This window comes from Pseudoalteromonas sp. CO109Y (genome assembly GCF_004208935.1).
Classification (GTDB): Bacteria; Pseudomonadota; Gammaproteobacteria; order Enterobacterales; family Alteromonadaceae; genus Pseudoalteromonas; species Pseudoalteromonas shioyasakiensis.
In genome coordinates this window covers 16127-36822 of sequence record NZ_SGPD01000005.1, presented here as the reverse complement: position 1 = coordinate 36822, position 20696 = coordinate 16127, and the positions used below count along the sequence as shown (strand labels likewise).

At 42.3% G+C, this 20696-nt stretch carries 16 protein-coding genes; 6 read left to right on the top strand and 10 right to left on the bottom strand.

Annotation, left to right across the window (positions count from 1 at the left end):
- Positions 1 to 392 precede the first annotated feature (392 nt).
- The 3 genes from elbB to EXT43_RS00740 all read left to right on the top strand — a co-directional run bounded on the left by elbB (position 393) and on the right by EXT43_RS00740 (position 4384).
- Positions 393 to 1043, top strand: a complete 651-nt coding sequence (gene elbB / locus EXT43_RS00750; protein WP_130166161.1) for an isoprenoid biosynthesis glyoxalase ElbB — start codon at positions 393 to 395, stop codon at positions 1041 to 1043.
- 182 nt (positions 1044 to 1225) lie between these two features.
- Complete coding sequence (locus EXT43_RS00745; protein WP_054554118.1) at positions 1226 to 1618, top strand: cytochrome c5 family protein; 393 nt, start codon at positions 1226 to 1228, stop codon at positions 1616 to 1618.
- 201 nt (positions 1619 to 1819) lie between these two features.
- A complete protein-coding gene (locus tag EXT43_RS00740) occupies positions 1820 to 4384 on the top strand; it encodes a diguanylate cyclase (protein ID WP_130166160.1) in 2565 nt (854 codons plus the stop codon).
- On the opposite strand, the gene rep is transcribed toward EXT43_RS00740, so the two are convergent.
- Entirely contained in the window at positions 4374 to 6386 is a 2013-nt protein-coding gene (gene rep, locus EXT43_RS00735) for a DNA helicase Rep (protein ID WP_130166159.1), read from the bottom strand. The two genes, EXT43_RS00740 and rep, sit on opposite strands and share 11 nt — an antisense overlap.
- Positions 6387 to 6497: 111 nt before the next feature.
- Here rep and EXT43_RS00730 point away from each other — a divergent pair, with 111 nt between their 5' ends.
- Complete coding sequence (locus EXT43_RS00730) at positions 6498 to 6761, top strand: accessory factor UbiK family protein (protein WP_054561163.1); 264 nt, start codon at positions 6498 to 6500, stop codon at positions 6759 to 6761.
- Positions 6762 to 6812: 51 nt separating this feature from the next.
- Here EXT43_RS00730 and can read toward each other — a convergent pair whose 3' ends face one another.
- From can to ilvG, 7 genes are all read right to left on the bottom strand, one after another.
- Positions 6813 to 7475 (bottom strand): carbonate dehydratase, encoded by a 663-nt coding sequence (can, locus tag EXT43_RS00725; protein ID WP_054561164.1) that lies wholly within the window; start codon positions 7473 to 7475, stop codon positions 6813 to 6815.
- Positions 7476 to 7493: 18 nt separating this feature from the next.
- On the bottom strand, positions 7494 to 8672 hold the full coding sequence (locus EXT43_RS00720; RefSeq protein ID WP_130166158.1) for a methyltransferase: 1179 nt from the start codon (positions 8670 to 8672) through the stop codon (positions 7494 to 7496).
- Between the two features lie 49 nt (positions 8673 to 8721).
- Positions 8722 to 9717 (bottom strand): ABC transporter substrate-binding protein, encoded by a 996-nt coding sequence (locus tag EXT43_RS00715; RefSeq protein ID WP_130166178.1) that lies wholly within the window; start codon positions 9715 to 9717, stop codon positions 8722 to 8724.
- A gap of 137 nt (positions 9718 to 9854) precedes the next feature.
- Positions 9855 to 11408: a threonine ammonia-lyase, biosynthetic gene (gene ilvA / locus EXT43_RS00710; protein WP_130166157.1), complete on the bottom strand. Its 1554-nt coding sequence runs from the start codon at positions 11406 to 11408 to the stop codon at positions 9855 to 9857.
- Between the two features lie 2 nt (positions 11409 to 11410).
- On the bottom strand, positions 11411 to 13267 hold the full coding sequence (ilvD, locus tag EXT43_RS00705) for a dihydroxy-acid dehydratase (RefSeq protein WP_130166156.1): 1857 nt from the start codon (positions 13265 to 13267) through the stop codon (positions 11411 to 11413).
- Positions 13268 to 13370: 103 nt separating this feature from the next.
- Positions 13371 to 13616, bottom strand: a complete 246-nt coding sequence (ilvM, locus tag EXT43_RS00700) for an acetolactate synthase 2 small subunit (RefSeq protein WP_054554110.1) — start codon at positions 13614 to 13616, stop codon at positions 13371 to 13373.
- Positions 13613 to 15262 (bottom strand): acetolactate synthase 2 catalytic subunit, encoded by a 1650-nt coding sequence (gene ilvG / locus EXT43_RS00695; RefSeq protein WP_130166155.1) that lies wholly within the window; start codon positions 15260 to 15262, stop codon positions 13613 to 13615. Before ilvG ends, ilvM begins: the two co-directional genes overlap by 4 nt.
- Positions 15263 to 15797: 535 nt before the next feature.
- Here ilvG and EXT43_RS00690 point away from each other — a divergent pair.
- Positions 15798 to 16676 carry a TraB/GumN family protein gene (locus EXT43_RS00690; protein ID WP_130166154.1) on the top strand — a complete coding sequence of 293 codons (879 nt, stop codon included), beginning with the start codon at positions 15798 to 15800 and terminating at the stop codon, positions 16674 to 16676.
- A gap of 26 nt (positions 16677 to 16702) precedes the next feature.
- On the opposite strand, the gene modF is transcribed toward EXT43_RS00690, so the two are convergent.
- Entirely contained in the window at positions 16703 to 18160 is a 1458-nt protein-coding gene (modF, locus tag EXT43_RS00685) for a molybdate ABC transporter ATP-binding protein ModF (RefSeq protein ID WP_130166153.1), read from the bottom strand.
- Between the two features lie 129 nt (positions 18161 to 18289).
- Here modF and EXT43_RS00680 point away from each other — a divergent pair, with 129 nt between their 5' ends.
- Positions 18290 to 18913, top strand: coding sequence for a hypothetical protein (locus EXT43_RS00680; protein ID WP_062566584.1), 624 nt, complete (start codon positions 18290 to 18292; stop codon positions 18911 to 18913).
- Positions 18914 to 18926: 13 nt separating this feature from the next.
- Here the strand turns inward: EXT43_RS00680 and EXT43_RS00675 are convergent, their stop codons facing one another.
- Complete coding sequence (locus EXT43_RS00675; RefSeq protein ID WP_130166152.1) at positions 18927 to 20678, bottom strand: response regulator; 1752 nt, start codon at positions 20676 to 20678, stop codon at positions 18927 to 18929.
- Positions 20679 to 20696 lie beyond the last annotated feature (18 nt).

Below are 20696 nucleotides of genomic sequence, written 5' to 3'. Positions count from 1 at the left end.
AACTTTGTAGATAACAGAAAGAGCTAATTCTCCCGAAATGAAAAAACATTTAGGAAAATTTTATAAGTTCATGTTTTGATTTAAAAAAGATATTACGGCGTTCTTTTTTTATTATTTTTGTCCGATGTGGAAAACGGTTTTAGTAGCGATAACCTTTTGCTTATTCGATACCGAATTAACATCCCTTTTCATAACCGGAGGAGTATTCTAGCATAATGGATCAAAGATCATAGCGATCCTTTATACTTTTTTTTTCGTTAGTAATTTATAAAAAGGCATAAACAGCTATTCATCACGCTTTGCGAGTTATCAAGCGACAAAAATTTTTTATTTTGTCGCTATGCTCGTATCCTTGTTAAACTAAAGCTAGTCGCATTAAGGAGAGTTCAAAAATGAAAAAAGTTGCTGTAATTTTAGCTGGTTGCGGTGTTTACGACGGCGCAGAAATCAATGAAGCCGTATTAACCTTATTACATATCGCAAAAGCAGGCGCGAGCTATCAATGCTTCGCACCCGATATCGACCAAATGCACACCATTAATCACCTAACCGGTGAAGAAATGACACCTAATCGTAATGTGTTAGTTGAAGCTGCGCGTATTGCCCGTGGTGAAATTAAAGCGCTGACTGAGCTAAATGTAGATGAATTCGATGCCTTGATCGTACCAGGTGGCTTTGGGGCCGCGAAAAACCTATCTGACTTTGCTGTTAAAGGCGCAGATGCCCAAGTTCAAGGTGATGTACTGACAACTGCGAAGGCCTTTGTCGATGCCAACAAAGCAGCGGGTTATATATGTATTGCTCCTGCCATGCTGCCACTTATTTATGGTAAAGGTGTAAAAACAACCATTGGTAACGATGCAGACACCGCTGCAGCAATCGAGCAACTTGGCGGAGCGCACCAAAGCTGTGCTGTGGATGATATCGTTGTCGATCCTCAGCATAAAGTGGTCACAACCCCAGCCTATATGTTGGCCCAAAGCATTTTAGATGCTGATGCGGGTATCGAAAAATTGGTTAACAAAGTATTAGAGCTTGCTTAAACATCAAGCTAAGAGCCAGTATTTAATGCTGGCTTTTCTTGCGCTAACGCAAAAAAATGACGGTTTTTCTCAAGAAAAAGCCTTTTAGATCATTTTATAAATTGTGGCTTAGCGTTATAATCGTTCTAATTTCCGTCAGATATCGTGATTGATCACGTTCAAATCGAAGTGAGCAAGGCAAAATGAAAAAACTATCAGCTGCATTATTACTGCTAGCAACAACGGCATATGCACAAGCGTATGACAACTCTTTGACTGAAGATGCAATTAAAAAGCGTCTAGCGCCAATTGGTTCTGTATATCTAGAAGGTGATAAAGCTGCGGTCGCTGCTGAACCTACAGGTCCTCGTTCTGGTGAACAAGTTTACCAAGCAGCATGTTTTGCTTGTCATGGCACTGGCGCACTAGGTGCACCTAAATCAGCTGATGATTGGGCTCCTCGTATTGCTAAAGGCATGGACACTCTACTTGACCATGCAATCAACGGTTTCAACGCGATGCCTCCTAAAGGTACGTGTATGGACTGTTCTGATGAAGAGATCAGCGCTGCTATCGATTTCATGACTAGCAAGTAACAGTTCAAAAACTAATACTAAGGGCTTAATTTTATTAAGCCCTTTTTTTGTGCCTGCTTTTAGCCGCTAGACTAATGCTGTAGCCAAATACGCCCCATCATAAATTACTATTTTGTTAACACCTGTTACTTGACGATCTAATAAAAAAGTGGAACTATAAAGGACGAAATTTAAACAACAATAAGATCTGGTTCTAAATCATTGGAAGATTCAGCAACACACATTGATAAGCTAGGCCGAAAAAATGCTCGCTTAAAATCGCTTTTACAAAAGTATAAGCAATCACATCACTTGCAACATGCTCTTTTACAATTATCAGAGCAAGCAAGCACTGTTGCCGAATTAACCCTGCTCTACCCTGCTATCCACAACATTCTGCAAGACTATATCCCAAGTAAAAACTTTTTCGTTGTGTTGCATAACCCGGTTTACGATAACCTTGAGCTATCTTATTTCGCCGATGAAAAAGATGGTCTTTCAGTACCGTTAAAATATGAGCAGTACTTTAAAGAAGGCCTCACAGGTTACGTATTTAAACAAGGTAAAACCTGTTACTTTACCAAACAACAAACAGAGCAAGCGGTTGAACAAGGCTTACTTAAGTGCTTTGGTACGCCAGCTGAGCATTGGGTTGGAGTGCCCGTCTATCGCGATAAAGTCATTATTGGAGTCATGGTCGCGCAAAGCTATGACAATAAACAAGGCTATTCTGAGCAGCAAATTGAGTTGCTCGAAGCGATGTCATTATATTTAGCGACAGCGATTGAACGAGTTAAAAAACGTGAGCTGCTCGAATCTGAAGTAAAAATTCGCACCCGTGCACTGACACAAAGTAACCAAGCACTTAACGACGAAATTCAACAACGTAAAAGTGCGCTAGAACGCCAACAGATCTTATTTAAAATATCAGAGCTGGCAACACAAAGTAAAAACCTCGACGATGTATATCAGCATGTACATAACATTATCAAAACCATTACCTATGCAGATAACCTATACATCGCATTGTATGACCAACAGTCACATTGGTTGAGTTTTCCTTACTGCGTCGATGAATTTAACGATAATGGCAAACCAAGGCCATTTGCTAAAGGCTACAGTGAACTGGTGCTCAGCACTGAAAAGTGCCAAGTCATAGACAGTGAAAGAGCAAAAGAGCTTATCAAGCTAGGCGTAGTAGAAAGGCCTGTTAATGTACCACCAGAGCGCACCGCGACGAGTTGGTTAGGTGCTCCGCTTAAAACATCACAGGGTGTTATAGGCCTCATTGTTTGCCAAGCTTATAACAATAAACATGAATTTAGTCAGGATGATTGTGAGCTAATCACCTTTGTATCGCATCAAATTGCTAATGTTATTCAAACTCACCTAGCAAACCAAGAGTTAAAGCTTAGTCACCAAAAGCTTGAGCACCGGGTCACTGAAAAAACCAAAGAACTTCGCCAAGCCAATATGCACCTGCAAATGCAAATTGAAGAGCGTAAAAAAATAGAACAACAGCTGTACCACGATGCACACCATGACTCACTAACCAGTTTACCGAATCGCAGTTTATTCTTAACTCAGCTTGAAAAAACATTACAGCACTACCAGCGCTACCCAGAGCAACAGTTTGCAGTGCTATTTATTGACCTTGATAAATTTAAAGACATTAACGATCACCTTGGTCATCAAGCGGGCGATCAATTTTTAATTGGTGTTGCCGAGTCTTTCTCGCATTGTATACGTGAGCACGATTTGCTTGCACGTTTAGGTGGTGATGAGTTTGTGATATTGCTCACTCACTTAACAGAGCAACAGCAAGCCCAAGATGTTGCCAAACGTATTATCGAAATTATGAGAAAACCTTTCTGTATGAAGGGTCAGTGCATTCAAAGTGGTGCGAGTATTGGTATTACCTACTCAAAACCCAGCTACAAACACACCGATGAAATTATACGTGATGCGGATGCAGCCATGTATTACGCGAAAAATGCAGGCCGTAATCGCTTTGAATGCTTCCATCCGCTGCTTAATGCCAGCAATGTGCAACATGATGCTGACAATATGCATCACTTAGATGATTTGCCTATGCACTTTAGAAGTGCCGAAATCATTACCTTGGATGAACAAACTCGCTCAGAATCTTTACTCGAAGCATTTGGTGAACACCCAGTACTTGGTAGCACCAGCTTTGAAGTACTTAAGAAGTTTGCAACCGATAGAGTTCAGCACTTTGAGGTTGAACTTAATTTATTAAAACAAGCCTTCAGCTTAGTAAGTGACAGTAATCTAGAAAAAGTATTATTCCCTTGCTCTGGTTTAGTGCTTGAACGTATTAATTTTCAAGCACTGTGTAAGCTACTAAAAGCCCACGATGCGAATAGAATGTGTTTGTTATTTAACGAACAAGAAATTCGTTATGCATCAGCGGTACAAATTGAAAATTTAAAAAACTTGGTCGCACAAGGATTTTCGATTGGGTTGAATGAATTTGCTAAAGATCGCTGTGAGTTAAACTTACTGACTGAGTTCCAATTCGATTACTTGTTATTAAGTTCAACATTCAGTAAGCGTGTACTACAGCAAGAAAACTATCACCTACAACTGCAAGGTGTGCTGGCGATTACTAAGCTGCAAAATATCCAAGTAATCGCGAAAGGGCCATCGATTTTTAACTACCGCACGTTACTCGATAAGCACGGATTGTCATTGTTTATTGGTAAGCAACATGCGCTGGCGCCCTTCGAACACGAAGCACCGAGCGCACAATTTATTACTTCTTAAGCATTGCTCTTAGATTAGCTACACGAGCTTGGCCTTTTTCCATGCGCTCAGCCTGTGAAGACGGTGGCTTTTTCGCTTCGAAGGCTAAATCATCTTGTGGTAACTCCTGCACAAAGCGACTGAGCTCTGTATCTGAAGTTTCACCAAATTGACGACGTAACTTAGCATAAGTCATTACCAGCTCTTGCTGTGCACGCGTAATACCTACATAAGCAAGACGACGCTCTTCTTCAACGTTATCTTCATCGATACTTACTTGGTGCGGTAACAAACCCTCTTCCATACCAACCATGAACACATACGGATACTCCAAACCTTTTGAAGCATGCAGTGTTAGTAATTGTACCGCGTCAGATTCGTCTTCTTCTTCGTTGCGTTCAAGCATATCCCGCAGGGTCAGTTTACTAACCACTTCAGCAAGGTTCAGCGGTGGATTATCAGCATCCCCTGTTAGCATGTCGGTGATCCAACGATAAAGCTCTGAAACGTTTTTCATACGCATTTCAGCGGCTTTTGCACTCGGTGATGACTCATAAAGGTATGCTTCGTAGTTAATTTGCCTAACTAACTCTTTTACAGCTTCAAGAGTATCGCCCCGTACTGCATTATCAGAAAGCTCAACCACCCAACGGGCAAAGCCAGCTAAGGCATTAAAACCACGGCCTTTTAAGCGGTGTGCAAGTTCAGGTTCAAAACAGGCTGCAAATAAACTGATGTGCTTTTCATTAGCAAGGGTGCCGAGTTTTTCGAGTGTGACCGTACCAATCTCACGGCGTGGCGTATTAACAATACGTAAAAAGGCATTGTCGTCATCTTGGTTCACCAATAGGCGTAAATACGCCATGATATCTTTAATTTCTGAACGCGAGAAAAATGACATGCCGCCGCTGATCTTATAGGGAATGCGGTTGCTCATAAGTGCTTTTTCAAACACGCGCGCTTGGTGGTTACCACGATATAAAATCGCGTAATCTTTGTAGCTGGTGCGTTTCATGAATTTATGAGAAATAATCTCTGCCACCACTCGCTCAGATTCATGCTCTTCATCACGACAACCAATCACTTTAATAGGCTCACCATAGCCAAGCTCACTGAATAGCTTTTTATCAAACTCGTGAGGGTTATTGGCAATCAAAATATTCGCCGCTTTTAGAATTCGCCCTGCGCTTCGGTAGTTTTGTTCGAGCTTAATTAAACGTAAGCTCGGAAAATCTTTACTCAATAGCACAAGGTTTTGAGGCTTAGCACCGCGCCATGAATAAATTGATTGGTCGTCATCGCCTACCACGGTAAAACGAGCTCGCTCACCCACCAGTAGCTTAACCAGCTGATACTGGCTGGTATTAGTATCTTGATACTCATCCACCAGCAAGTAACGAAAACGCTGCTGCCAACGCTCACGCGCAGTGGCATTTTGGCCTAACAATAAAGTAGGGATCATGATCAGATCATCAAAATCTAGGGCGTTGTAAGCACGTAATTGATTTTGATAACGCGCATACAGCTGAGCAAACAAGGCTTTTTGTGGCTCACGGGCTTCGCGAACGGCACGCTCTGGTAGAATCAACTCGTTCTTCCAGCTACCTATTTGCATCTTCAGTAGATTGAGTAGATCTTTGTCTTTTTTAAGTTCTTCTTCGGTCAGCTCAGCTAGTAACTGGTTGGTATCTTGATCATCAAACAACGAAAAACCGGGTTTAAAGCCTAGCGTCGTTAATTCTTTTTTGATGATCTCAAGCCCAAGGGTGTGAAACGTTGAAACCCATAAGCCTTTCGACTCTTGTTTACCCAGTGTTTGCGTTACACGCTCACGCATTTCTTTTGCGGCTTTATTGGTAAAGGTTACCGCCGCAATATTGCGCGCTTGATACTCACACTTTTGCACCAAGTAAGCGATTTTATTAGTAATAACACGCGTTTTACCAGATCCCGCACCGGCTAATACCAGACACGGTCCACTGATATACTTTACCGCTTCATCTTGTTTTGGGTTGAGTTTCATAAGCCCCTAAAGAAATTATCCAAAGACAGGACGGGCAATTTTACCGTAATCACTACACTACGCCTAGCCAATAAGGTAAGATTGTTTTTTTACGTGACTCAAGGGACGAAGATGATCAACCCAGCAAAACTTGAAGAAATCGCTAAGCAAATTACTGATAACATGCCGCAAGGCGTGAAAAACCTTGCCGAAACAGTTGAAGGCAAAACAAAGCAAGCTATTCAAAACAAACTTGCTGAGATGGACTTTGTAAGCCGTGATGAGTTTGATATTCAAAGCCAAGTACTTATTCGTACTCGTGAAAAACTCACTGAGCTTGAAGAAAAAGTTGCATTACTCGAGCAGCAACTTGCTAGCAAACAAGACGAACAATAAAAAAGGAGAGCGAATTAGCTCTCCTTTTTTCTACCTAGCTAGTTTTAGGTTTTAGCTTTTTTCTGCCACACGTTCAAATACGCGCTTAACGGCAATACCGTAGGTATCACTAGCTTCTTCTGCACAGGTCACTACCGACTCTAGATCATTAAGATGACCATTCGCTAAGCCATACACCCAACCATGAATTGTTAACTCTTGGCCTTTCGCCCAAGCATCTTGCACAATGTTAGTACGGCAAACGTTACGTACTTGTTCGATAACGTTTAGTTCAATTAAGCTATTTAAACGCTCTTGTTCAGGTAATGCATTGAGTTGTTCGATGTGTTTTTCTTTTACATCACCTACGTGGCGTAGCCAGTTATCAATTAAGCCAAAACGTGCTTCGTTTAATACTGCTTGAACACCACCACAGCCATAGTGACCAACGACCATGATGTGCTTCACTTTCAGTACTTCAACAGCGTATTGCATTACCGAAAGACAGTTATGGTCGGTATGCACAACAACATTTGCCACGTTACGGTGAACAAATAGCTCACCCGGTAATAAGTCTACGATTTCGTTTGCAGGTACACGCGAGTCAGAACAACCGATCCACAGATACTCTGGATTTTGCTGCATTGATAGAATTTTGAAAAACTCAGGATCATTTTCACTCGTACGCGCTGCCCAACGTTTATTATTCTCGAATAAATTTTTTAACTTTCTCATTGCGCCTCTTTACGGTATTTAATAATTAGCTTGGATCAAGATATTCCTTGGTGTCAGCTGCTTTTCGCAAAACGTACTAACTGTTACTTGATACCCTTGTTGTTGCAAATATAAAGCACGATCGAGCACGAGCCAAACTTCAATTGCCCTTCTGAACACATGTCGGACGAGTTCAACTCGCTCAGTTACCCTTTTGCGCTTTTTACCTATCTCTAAAAATTTATTGTAATCAATGCCTTCTGGTAAATATAATGATTTTTTCTCAGCTGCCCACAAACAAAATGAGCTAAACGAATCAGAGAAGATCGCTTTGTTCACTGATGGCACACTCACATAGTGCATTTCACCGGTCAGTGATTTTCGTAACGCGTCAAATCCAAGACGCCATTCAACCTCTGTTTTTCTTACCTTATCAACTCGGCTCGGTGCTGTTACCGTTTCTTGCAGCGCCAGTTTTAAATCGCGATGAGTAAGCGCTAGTTGGCTTTGCTTGGCAGTCTCGCTCATTGCTTGATAGGCGTTATCTGTGAATAAATGATAACAGCACGGTGAAAAACTGATTTGTTGGGTTTTCGCTTTGCTTGCTTGCTGCATAAATGTTTGATGCAAACGACCACAAGCATGTAAAGCAACAGCATGCTGCTGGCTTTCAAAAAAGCCATCAGTGTCATCGGTTAATACATCAGCTTGTGTAAACTGCATCGCCAATTGCTGTTGCTTAGCACTGTGTTGACCTTGGTCGCACAAGTGTTGTTGTAGCTCAATGCTATGTACTCGTGGTGCTCCATTGAATGCCAACATGCGACCTAAATGCCCTTTACCAGCACACCATTCTAAAACAGGCTGGTTTAATGGCTGCTGACTGATCGCCGCGACAAAGTCTTGTAGTTGCTCAAACTTACGGCCTTTAATGCCATTACTTATCCAAAACGGAAATTCATTTCGGGCAGCACTTATCGCTGGCAACTCACACAATTCAGCCAGCTTTTCGATGTGTTCGATTTCATCAGTAAAATAACGATATAAAGCCTGCTGATCGGCATCAAGTTCACTCACTTGTTGGTCATCAAGCGCCCATAATAAGTTGGCTAATTCAGGCCAAGGAAGATCATCAAAATCAAATGCGGTACATTGCCAGTATTGGCGGGTTGAAAATAGCAGTGCATCTAAGGCAGCAAAGTGCTCGGCAAGTGTCATAACTACTTAGCGACAAGAAATAAAAAGCAGTATAACAGATTTATCTTATTTAACGTCGGTTACTACTGATCAAACGAATGTACAATGGCACACATGCAATACTTAGAATGATGGCTAGGATCAGCATCCAAGATAGCTCAAAACCTTCTGTTTGCTGTTGATCATACATAAAGCCATCAAAGGCCTGATCAAACTCATCCTGATCTAAGCCATATAAATCTGCAATCAAGCGCCACTTTGCCATCGACATATTGCCTAAATTAATCCCCGGTGGTTGAATGTAGCTTGCTAACACATGGGCTTCATAGGCCAGCTCTTGTACGCTTTTATGGGTGGCATAATGCTGCTTGGTTACATCGATGCTTTCTTCTAAGTGTAATAAGGCATACCGCCACCCTTTTAAGCTGGCACGATAAAAGCGCTCAACAACCTCTGGCTTGTTCGCTAAAAACTGCTCTGAGGTATATAAAATATCGCCATACACATTCAAACCAAACTTTTGCGGGCAAATGAGTCGGTGACCGACTCCTTGTAGTGTCATTGTATAAGGCTCATTGGTGACATACACTTGCACCGCGTCTAAATCACCGGCAAGCCACTCTTTAATACCGCCTTCATGGCTAGCTGCCATCAAGCTTTCTAGGCTCAATCCAGCGCGCTGTAACATCACCAGTAACTCAGCATTTTCTATTGAACCGATTTTACTTAGCTTCTTACCAGCAAAGTCTCTTGGCTGAAAAATATCTGAGTTATTTTTTACCATCCAGCAGTAAGGCGAAAACTGCAGTATGGCTCCAAGGGCAACAACCGGAGCGCCTTGCTGACGCTTTTGTAATATGCCTGAGTGAGTAATGGCAAAGTCGGCTGTACCGCTTAGTACTTTAGGGAAGGTATCTGGGTGGTTTGGATCAGCAGGAATAATAGAGACATCAAGGCCAGCTTCCTTATAAAAGCCTTTTTCAGCAGCCATATAATAGCCTGCAAATTGAAACTGGTGAGTCCATTTTAACTGTAAGCTAACTTTATCAGCGCACTGCGCGCTCATAGCTAGTATTAAACAGATTACCCCTAATAGGCTTTTTATACCTTGCACGCATCATCCTTGCTTGAAACCGTGCATTAACTATAGGAAAAGTAGAGAAAAAATCAAGACTGCTAGTGAACAGTCTTGATTATATTAAGCTACTGATTTGCCGCTTTAACTTCGCTAAGTTCTTGACCTTGGCTGGTTAGGAATTGGGTGAAACATGGATTGCTTGTTTCATCTTGAACGTTGTATCCCAAACGGTTCAAATGCTCATTGAATACCTCATAATCACTCGGTTCAATAGCAAAGGCCGCCAGCACATTACCAATTGCCCCACCATGGTTACGGTAATGGAATAAAGTAATATTCCAATTACTACCAAGGGTATCTAAGAATCGCGCCAGTGCACCTGGGTATTCAGGAAACTCAAAGCGCAGTAAACGCTCATGAAGCTGAGCTGGCGCTTTACCACCCACCATATAACGAATATGCAATTTAGCCAGCTCGTTATCTGATAGATCGCAAAATGTGTAGTCGTTTTCTGTCAGTGCCGCTTTTAACTCATCGAGCTCCTGCTGCCCTTGTCTTAAGGCAATACCAACAAAAATTTGTGCTTCGCCAGGACCTGCATAACGGTAATTAAACTCGGTGATAGCCCTGCCACCTAATGAGTTACAAAACTGCTTAAAGCTACCCTTTTCTTCTTTTATGGTCACAGCAAGAAGTGCTTCGTTCTTTTCACCAAGTGCCGTTCGCTCTGCAACATAACGTAAACGGTCAAAGTTTAAGTTTGCACCCGATAAAATCGCAGCTACGTTTAAGCCTTTAACACCATTTTGTTGGCACCACTTTTTAAGGCCCGCTGTTGATAGCGCCCCTGAAGGCTCCGCTATAGCACGAGTCGAAACAAAGATATCTTGCATTGCGGCGCAGATTTCGTCGCCCGTTACAGTGACCACTTCATCACAAAACTTTTGCGCTAAACGAAATGTTTCTGTGCCGATAACTTTTACGGCTACACCATCTGCAAAGCTACCAACACGGTCAAGCTCAACGGGCTTGCCTGCTTCAAGCGCTGCTTTTAGGCAAGCACTCTCATCAGCTTCAACACCAATGACTTTGATATCAGGACGTAACGACTTAATGTACACCGCCATGCCTGCTAGCAAACCACCACCGCCAACAGGAATAAAAACAGCATCAAGGTCATTCAATTGCTGCATTAATTCACGGGCAACGGTACCTTGGCCAACAATCACATCAGGATCATCAAACGGTGGCACAAACACCCCGTTACGCTGCTCTGTCAGCTCTAAAGCGTGGGCTTTTGCCGCATCAAAATGATGGCCGTGTAATACCACTTCACCACCGAGTGAACGTACTGCATTCACTTTAATTTCTGGTGTTGTGACTGGCATCACAATCGTTGCTTTATGGCCTAAAAATGAGGCACTGAGTGCAACGCCTTGCGCATGGTTACCCGCTGAGGCTGTGATCACATCAGAACCTTTTGGCAACTTGCTCAGTTTATGAAAAGCACCACGAAGCTTAAATGAATAAACCGGTTGTTGGTCTTCACGCTTTAGCCACACATGGTTGCCTAGCCGTGCACTAAGATCAGCCATTTCGCTGACCTCAGTGACTTTTGCAAGGGGCTCCATGTTCGCTTGGATGATAGCGCGAAAATAATCGAGCTCTTGAGAAACCATAATTAACTAAGCTCCTCAAGTTTTGCTAAATCGCGAACAGCTCCTTTGTCTGCACTGGTTGCAAGTAATGCATAGGCTTTAAGTGCAGATGAAACATAGCGGTCACGATCAAGTGGTTTATAAGCATCTTTACCGCGTGCAAGTTGCTTTTGTTTACGTGCTTCAAGCTCTTCATCTGACAACGCCAAAGTGATTTCACGGGTTGCGATATCAATGATTATTTTATCGCCATTTTCAACATAAGCGATTGCACCACCGCTTGCTGCTTCTGGTGAAACGTGACCAATTGATAAACCTGATGTACCACCCGAGAAACGACCATCGGTGATAAGCGCACACTTTTCACCTAAGCCCATTGATTTTAAGTAACTCGTTGGATACAGCATTTCTTGCATGCCTGGGCCGCCTTTTGGTCCTTCGTAACGAATTACAACAACGTCACCCGCTTTTACTTCACCGTTAAGAATACCTTCTACCGAATCATCTTGTGATTCGTATACAATCGCAGGGCCTTCAAAGTGCAGCATTTCTTCAACTACACCGGCACTTTTAACAATACAGCCATCAAGGGCTAAGTTACCTGAAAGTACAGCTAAGCCACCATCTTGACGAAAGGCATTTTCAACACTGCGAATACAGCCGTTTTCACGGTCATTATCAAGTTCTGGCCAGCGGCACTCTTGGCTCATTGCTTTTGTAGTGCGGATACCGGCAGGGCCTGCTTTATAGAATTTTTGCGCTACTTCATTATTAGGATCGGTGGCATCCCATTTAGCCACCATTTCGGCCATAGTGTGACCTGCTACATGATCAACAGTTAAATCGACAAGGCCAGCCTTACCTAATTCACGGATAATTGCCATCATGCCACCAGCACGGTGCACATCTTCAATATGATATTTATTGGTTGCAGGCGCCACCTTACAAAGGAAAGGAGTTTTACGAGAAAGCTCATCGATGTGCGACATATCAAAATCAACACCCGCTTCTTGCGCTGCAGCTAATAAGTGTAAAACCGTATTTGATGAACCACCCATAGCAATATCAACTACCATTGCATTCATAAAGGCAGTGCGATTAGCAATAGCACGTGGTAATACTGCTGCATTATCTTTTTGATAATACTCACGGCATAAATCAACAATGCGCGCACCCGCTTCAACGTAAAGCTGTTTACGGTCTTTATGCGTAGCTAGTGTGGTACCGTTACCCGGCAGTGCTAAACCAATCGCTTCTAATAAGCAATTCATTGAGTTGGCAGTAAACATGCCCGAACATGAACCACAAGTAGGACACGCAGAGCGCTCTACTTTTTCAGAGTCTTCATCGCTTACTGTGGTATCAGCGCCTTTTACCATGGCATCAACTAAATCAAGTTTAATGTCGATATCAGCTAGGCGTGTTTTACCCGCTTCCATTGGACCACCTGATACGAAAATAACCGGAATATTTAAACGCAGTGCTGCTAGCATCATACCCGGGGTGATTTTGTCGCAGTTAGAAATACAGATCATAGCATCGGCACAGTGTGCATTAACCATGTATTCCACAGAGTCAGCAATTAAGTCACGCGATGGTAGTGAATAAAGCATGCCGCCGTGACCCATCGCGATACCATCGTCGATCGCAATAGTATTAAATTCTTTTGGTACACCACCGGCTTCGGTGATGGTTTCAGCCATCAGCTCACTAAGTTGGTTAAGGTGAACATGACCCGGTACAAACTGAGTATATGAGTTAACAACAGCGATAATTGGCTTACCGAAGTCTTTATCTGTCATCCCTGTTGCACGCCATAAAGCACGCGCCCCTGCACGTTTGCGACCTTCTGTTGTTGTTGCACTTCTTAATTTAGCCATAATTACCTCAGTTGTTGCAGTGGCATGCCACTGACTTCCTCATTCCTAATTTATTTCTCACTAAAGCATCAATCTGATTGCTCTAGTTACCTGTTGATTTTTACTAGATTGCTTGTTGTTGAAATTGGTTTTCAACATTGACGTGTTTTACATCAACCAATTTATTCAATTGTGATGTTAGTAGATAAATTGGCTTATCGCTGTCTACCGTCATAGTGACGTGAAACGCTTCATCAGCCATTTCTAAATTCATGGTTGTTAGGTCAAAGCCACGATGACGCGCAACGCGTAAAAAGCGCTCTACAGCGACACTTTGATTCTTTAATGCAATCGTTAGGGTGTGTTTCATTTTACTGTCTCCGTCATCATTTCATCATTGGCAGCACCGGGTGGTACAAGCGGCCATACATTTTCTTTATCATCTATACAGGCATGCAGAATGTATGGACCTTCACTATTTACTAACGCATCAACTGCAGCATCGACTTCATCTGCTTTAGTGATGGTTTGACCTGGAATGCCAAACACCGCTGCTAACTGCACAAAATCAGGATTATCTGAAAGGTTTGTTTCAGAATAACGACCTTCAAAAAATAGCTGCTGCCATTGACGTACCATGCCTAAGCGCTGGTTATCTAGGATTAGAATTTTAACTGGCAGATTGTTACGGCGAATTGTTGCCAGTTCTTGAATGTTCATCATGATTGAGCCATCGCCCGACACTGTGATCACAAAGTCATTTGGGCGAGCAACTTGAGCGCCGATGGCGGCCGGTAAACCAAAGCCCATGGTACCCGCACCACCACTACTTAAATGATTACTTGGGTGGCTAAACTTCATGTGCTGTGCCACCCACATTTGGTGCTGACCCACATCACAGCACACAACACCCGTTGATGGCATTTTTTGGCTTAGTTGGTTTAATAAATAAGGGGCAAATACTTTCTCGCCCGGATAGTCATAACGCCATGCATGTTCTTTCATCATGCTTTCGATGTGCGTTAACCACTCATCAGGCGTTACAAAACAATCAAGTTGCGGTAATGACGTTTTTAAATCTGCGACTAATGATGCTTTTGCAGGCTTACGCTTACCAACCTCTGCCGCGTCGATATCAAGGTGTATCACTTTTGCTTTTGCGGCAAACTTGCTTAAATTGCCAGTAACACGGTCGTCAAAACGAGCACCGATACAAACCAAAACATCACACTCTTGCACTGCTAAGTTAGCCGCTTTACCACCATGCATACCTAGCATGCCAAGGTCATATTCATAATCAGGTAAGACGCTGCCTAGCGCTTTTAATGTTGATACTGCTGGCATGTGAGTTTTTTCTAAAAACTGCATAAGCTCGTTTTGTGCATCCGCAGCCTGTACGCCACCACCGATATACGCCACAGGGCGCTGCGCTTCACTTAAGATTTGGTTAGCTATCGCAACTTGGTTTGCGTCTAATTTAGGTAAATGATCTTCGGCGGCTAACCAAGGGTGGAATGGTACTTGCGCCATTTGGATGTCTTTTGGGATATCAACTAATACAGGGCCTGGGCGGCCGCTTTGCGCTAAGTGGATGGCTTCTTGTAGTATTTCGGCTAAGTCTTCAGCTCTTTCAACCATGTAACTATGTTTAGTACATGATAACGACATACCTAACACATCCACTTCCTGAAAGGCGTCGGAGCCTATCGCTGCGGTAGGTACTTGCCCTGTGATTGCAAGTAACGGCACTGAATCCATCATCGCATCAGCAAGGGCTGTTATTAAGTTAGTCGCACCAGGGCCTGATGTTGCAAAGCACACACCTAACTTGCCTGTGCTGCGGGCAAAACCTACAGCTGCAAAACCCGCTCCTTGTTCATGACGCGTCAAATAATGTTTGACTGGCGCACCGTACAAAGCGTCGTAAATAGGCATGATGGCACCACCTGGGTATCCAAAAACATCCCTAATGCCATGTTTGGCTAATAAATCGATTGTTAACTCTGCGCCTGTCATCGTAAATCCTCATTCCTCAGTGACATTGTGTATTTGCTGCGACTCAAACCTTAAAACGAAAAAGCCCCCCGGACTGTTAAGTGCGGGGGGCTTTTTAAATGCTTCACTTTTCTCTAAGCACTAACTAGCCCCCGCGGTAATAATAATCACCACGACGTTAATTAGAATTAGAGAAAGTTTGTTTGTAAGCATTTATCTGTAACCAAATTCTGTTCATTTGTAGCGGAAATCTAGCCATCCCGCTGTCTTTTTCTATTAGTACCGCGCTGGGGCCTGTAAGTCAACATAAAAATCAATTCAAAAAACAGGCTAAAAAGCAAAATTAAAGAAATAAATATTCAACAATTTCACATATAAAGATTTATATTTCACCATTTATTAAAAATTGAAATTTCATACCTCGTTATTTGCCATTATATGATTGATTAATTTTTAGCAATTAGATGTGATTTTTCTGCATAAAGCCGATTTAATTTAACGCCTCAAAGAAAAATTAGTTTAGTATTGAAAAAACCACGTTATGAAAAGGAAAGTTATGAAATTCGTCCAGCGTATAAATGCCCTGTTTTTTATGGTGCTACTACTTGGTTTTAGCCAATATGCACTTGCAGAGCCGGGGTTATGGAAAGTAGAAAAAAACGGCGTTGCTTCTTATTTATTCGGTACCGTGCATGTGGGTGACAACAGCATGAAAGGCTTGCCAAGTAAGGTAACAAAAGCACTCGATAACTCAGATAAAGTCATTGTTGAGGTGGATATCAGCGCCATTTCACCAATGGAAATGCAGCGTCGCTCATTACCATTTATGATGCTGAAAAATGGCAAAACCTTACAATCAGAATTATCACCAGAAAACTATGCAAAACTGCAAAAGTACTTTGCTGATAAATCAATTGATATTGCAATGTTTAAGAATTTAGCACCATGGGCGGTGATGGTCACCATGATGCAAATGGAGTTCCAAAACGTTGGTTTTTCAGATCAATATGGCATCGACAAGCAAGTACTTGCTTACGCTCAAGAACATAAAATATCTATTGGTGAGCTCGAAACTCTTGAACGCCAAATGGAAATGTTTGAGCACTTAGCAATTATGAATGACAAGATGATCGAAGAAACATTCGAGCAACTTGCAGACGTAGATACCTACTTTTTTGGCCTTATCAAGGCTTGGAAATCGGGTGATATGAAAACACTTACGCAGTTTTACAATGAAAGCTTTGATGACTCTCAGTATGGTCAACTAAGCGAGCAAGTGATGTTGATAGACCGTAACAACGATTGGGTTAATCAACTATCGACTCGCATCGGTAAAGAAAAGCTGTTCATTGCAGTGGGCGCTTTGCACTTACCAGAGCAACACGGTTTATTGAAGCAATTAACAGATAAAGGTTTTACCATTACCCGTATCTAAATGATTTCAATTATTAAAAAAGCGCCTTATGGCGCTTTTTTTGTGAAATCTGCCATCTCTAAATAATTGTTGATACCGGCTATTTTGTCACTCGCGTGGTGATTAACATACACCACGGTGCTGGTGCCTGCAGCACAGATTTTTTCTATTAGTAATAACACGCGTTGCCTATTCGCTTCATCTAGGCCTAAGCAAGGTTCATCAAGGATCAATAAATTAGGGTGTTTAACCATAGCCCGAGCAATCAATAATAAACGCTGATCACCAAAAGACAGCTGGCTAAATGAACTACTTTGTTTGTCACTTAACCCTAATAACGCTAACCATTGTTTGGCTATGGCAAGTTGCTTATCGGTGGCTTTTTGGTAAAGACCAATGCTGTCATAAAAGCCCGAAACAACCGTATTGAGTGCGGTGATACTCACTCGATAATCCATATGAAGCGCGTTAGAGATATAACCAATATGCTGTTTAATTTGCCAAATACTCTCACCGCTTCCGCGTTGGTAGCCAAACACCTTGATATCGTTGTTGTAACACTGCGGGTTATCACCCGTGATAAGGTTCAGCAAACAGGTTTTACCTGAGCCATTTTTACCTGTTAACTGCCAATGTTCGCCTTGGTTAATTTGCCAGTTGAGTTTTTCAAAAATAGCCTCGCCGCCATAACTTACCGATGCGTTGTTTAATCTTACCAGCATAGAATCAGTGAGCGGAGGTGCTTGATGGTCAATATCTGCCTCAGGTATTTGTAACTGAGTATGCGTGAGATGCAATAGCTTGAGTAAATCATCGCGCTGCTCGGCTGTAGGCTTTGCTAATTGCTCTGTGACATGACCCTCTTTAACGTAGGCGTAATGATCAACAAAGTCAGGGATCTCAGTTAAGCGATTGAGCACAAAAATAAGGGTCGTTGTTTTGCTAAGCTCTGCGAGTAGCTGATTAAGCCCAGCCATTGCCATGACATCTAAGCCATCAAAAGGCTCATCAAGCACAAGTAAATCTGGTCGACCTATTATGGCTTGGATCAGCATCAGTTTGCGGGTTTCACCGGTCGATAAATCGCGAAATGCCTTGCTAAGTTTGTCACTAAAATCAAATAGGCTTATTAACTGCTGTTGCAAATCACTATCAAGCTGTTGCTCGTCTCGACCTGCAATAATTAACTCATAAACCGTACTCGAAGGCGTAACACCATCAATAATATCATCTTGATCTTTAGTTAGCTCAGCCGCAAGGAGCTGCTTTTGGCTGTCTGGCGAAACCAATGCTATACGCTCAAAGCTATTCTCATACTGGCCTTTTTCTATTTTCGCAAAACCGGCAATGGCAGCTGCCACGGCCGATTTACCCGCCCCATTCGCACCAAGTAAAACCCATTGCTGCAATGGCGATACATTGATATTGAGATCATCTAAATAATAAACGTCATTGCCCTGCCCCTTTAGGCTAGCTTTAACATTAACCAACTGCACTTGTTGCACTTTGAATCCTCATTCTAAGTTACCGTTAGCTTGACGTTACCGTATTCGATAAAAAATTAAAAACCGTTTAAACCTTTTTTGAACACAGCTGCGACTAAGGTATAAAAGGTCATCAACAGGAAACAGACAATGAAAAAATTACTTTGTGTAGCAGCTATAGGCTTAGCACTAACAACAACATACGCAATGGCAAAAGACTCACGTGAACTAAATCACAACTTCGCTGTGAGTGGCGCAAGCCAGCTTGATATTGATTTTCCGGTGGGCAGCTTAGAGGTCGAAAGCTATGACGGTAGCGAAGTCGTCGTTACAGTTCGCATTGAACCAAAAAATGACAATAGCTGGTTCAGCTCTGATGTCGATTTATCAGATATTGAATTAAGCCACTCGCAAAGTGCCAGCTCACTTAGCTTAAAACTAGATAATGACGACATTCAACAAAACTGGCATGTAAAAATGCCTAAATCGATGGCAATTGATGTTGAACTTGGTGTTGGCGATATTGAAATTAACGACGCAAGTAATTCAGTTGAGATTGAGCTTGGTGTGGGCGCGGTAAGAATTGATAGCGCGCTTGATGACTACAAACGTATCGAGCTTGATACCGGTGTGGGCGATACTAAAATTCGCGGCTTAAAAAATGACGGTAACACTAGCCGTAAAGTGGTTAGCTCGCATTCAAGCTATCGTGGCAATGGCCAATACGATATCGAAGTCGAAGTGGGTGTTGGTGACATTAAAGTAACGAACTAATTTAACGCTTTGATTATCCCTGTGAGCTCTCAGCAAATAAAATGCTGAGAGCTTTTTGCACTGAATCCAGCGTGATCGGTTTATATACGTGCAAGTTTGCTCCAAGCTCATATACTCGTTGCAAATCTTCATTCGATGTATTGGCGGTCACCACCAAAATTGGCACCTGTTGCCCCTGCTCATTACGAATAATATCAATCGCTTTAAAGCCATCCATAACTGGCATATTTAAATCCATAAAAATTAAATCGTAATGCTTATCTGAGGCTTTATCTGTGGCAATTAAACCATTTTCCGCCACATCAAAGCTGTAATTTAAATGGCTAACCATGCGCCCTAAAATGGTGGCGTTTAGCGGGTTATCTTCAACAATTAAACAATGTAAAGCTTTCGGCAGCGGCGCTGGCATTGCTGATTTAGGCGTGCTTTCTAGTTCTAAATTAATTAACACTTTCACACCTTGTGGCTCAGCATTAAGAAATTGGATTTCTCCTTTTAATGCTTTCACAATGTGCATAACCCTAAGCAGTCCCGTTTTTAAGCCTTGAAAATGTTGCTCTGAGTCATTTTCGTAGCTAAGTAAATCTGTCGGCGGCTTTTCAAAGCCTTTCCCGTTATCTTGTATTTCCATTACAAAGTGCTGCTCACCTTGGCACGCAGCAGTTACGGCAATACGGCCTTGGCTTGGAGTAAATTTAACGGCATTATTAATGATTTCAGCAATGATTTGCGTCAACCTTGCATGGTCAGTGCTCACCTCTTTATTGAGTGACTCAGCTAAGTTCACGCTCAAGGTAATACCTTTATCGTTACAGGCATATTCATAGGGTGAGATAGCTTGCTTTAATGTTGATAACAAATTGCTGCTAGTAAAACTTAACTGCCATTCTCCCGAGGTTAGCTGCTGTAAGTCCATTAATTCGTCTAGCATAGCCACCAGCCTGTTAACGCAATAAAGCGCCTGCTGTTTAGTCAGTTGCTGACTGTCGCTGATATCGAGCGCTTCGATGGATGCGGTTAAACCTTGCAATGGTGTTCTAAATTCATGACTGGTACGGGCAATAAAGCGCTCTTTATTTTTATTAACACGCTCAGCAAACTCTTTTTGTTCTTTGTACTTAGCAATATTTTTAGTGACCAGTTTCTCCATGGGCTTAAAAATGAAAAATAACTCAATGGCTAATAACACCATGGCGAGGAGCCAAAACAATAACTCCAGAACCGCCAAAAATGTGACTTTTTGAACTGATTTTTGCTCGAGTAACTTAACCGCTTGGTCTAGCTTTGTGAGCAGTGCTTCAAGCTGATTGCTAACAAATGTTGAGCGGTCCACATAGGCAAAATCATCGGTATTGTTTAATAGCTGCTGCGCTTTACTTACATAGCGCTTTACATGTTCATCTAACGCGGTCGGCGGCGAGAAATAATGGGCCTCAAGCGCCTCATTTAAATGAATATAGTGACCTTGCTCATCTTGCTGAATTAAAAATTGATGCCCTGCAATAAATTGCTCAACCGCTTGTTGCAATAGCCTTCGGTGTTGCTGTTGGAAATGATCGGATTCATGGTAAATGAGTGCATTGCCGTACAAGGCTATTTTTTGTGACAGCATGCGTTGCTTACCGGCAATGTTGATAACTTTGGCGTCACCCTTTTGGATATACAAAAGGCTCTGTATCAAGATGGCTGATACAGAGATCAATATGGCAATCGCCAATAACCCCCAGCGATATCGTTTTCGGATATCTGTGACTAGCTGCAACATGTTTTACTCATTATTTTT

What these genes read in the sequence shown, in the direction of transcription:
- elbB (WP_130166161.1), top strand. Translation starts at nt 393, where the DNA reads ATGAAAAAAGTTGCTGTAATTTTAGCTGGTTGCGGTGTTTACGACGGC.
- EXT43_RS00745 (WP_054554118.1), top strand. Translation starts at nt 1,226, where the DNA reads ATGAAAAAACTATCAGCTGCATTATTACTGCTAGCAACAACGGCATAT.
- rep (WP_130166159.1), bottom strand. Translation starts at nt 6,386, where the DNA reads ATGAAACTCAACCCAAAACAAGATGAAGCGGTAAAGTATATCAGTGGA.
- EXT43_RS00730 (WP_054561163.1), top strand. Translation starts at nt 6,498, where the DNA reads ATGATCAACCCAGCAAAACTTGAAGAAATCGCTAAGCAAATTACTGAT.
- can (WP_054561164.1), bottom strand. Translation starts at nt 7,475, where the DNA reads ATGAGAAAGTTAAAAAATTTATTCGAGAATAATAAACGTTGGGCAGCG.
- EXT43_RS00720 (WP_130166158.1), bottom strand. Translation starts at nt 8,672, where the DNA reads ATGACACTTGCCGAGCACTTTGCTGCCTTAGATGCACTGCTATTTTCA.
- EXT43_RS00715 (WP_130166178.1), bottom strand. Translation starts at nt 9,717, where the DNA reads ATGAGCGCGCAGTGCGCTGATAAAGTTAGCTTACAGTTAAAATGGACT.
- ilvA (WP_130166157.1), bottom strand. Translation starts at nt 11,408, where the DNA reads ATGGTTTCTCAAGAGCTCGATTATTTTCGCGCTATCATCCAAGCGAAC.
- ilvD (WP_130166156.1), bottom strand. Translation starts at nt 13,267, where the DNA reads ATGGCTAAATTAAGAAGTGCAACAACAACAGAAGGTCGCAAACGTGCA.
- ilvM (WP_054554110.1), bottom strand. Translation starts at nt 13,616, where the DNA reads ATGAAACACACCCTAACGATTGCATTAAAGAATCAAAGTGTCGCTGTA.
- ilvG (WP_130166155.1), bottom strand. Translation starts at nt 15,262, where the DNA reads ATGACAGGCGCAGAGTTAACAATCGATTTATTAGCCAAACATGGCATT.
- EXT43_RS00690 (WP_130166154.1), top strand. Translation starts at nt 15,798, where the DNA reads ATGAAATTCGTCCAGCGTATAAATGCCCTGTTTTTTATGGTGCTACTA.
- EXT43_RS00680 (WP_062566584.1), top strand. Translation starts at nt 18,290, where the DNA reads ATGAAAAAATTACTTTGTGTAGCAGCTATAGGCTTAGCACTAACAACA.
- EXT43_RS00675 (WP_130166152.1), bottom strand. Translation starts at nt 20,678, where the DNA reads ATGTTGCAGCTAGTCACAGATATCCGAAAACGATATCGCTGGGGGTTA.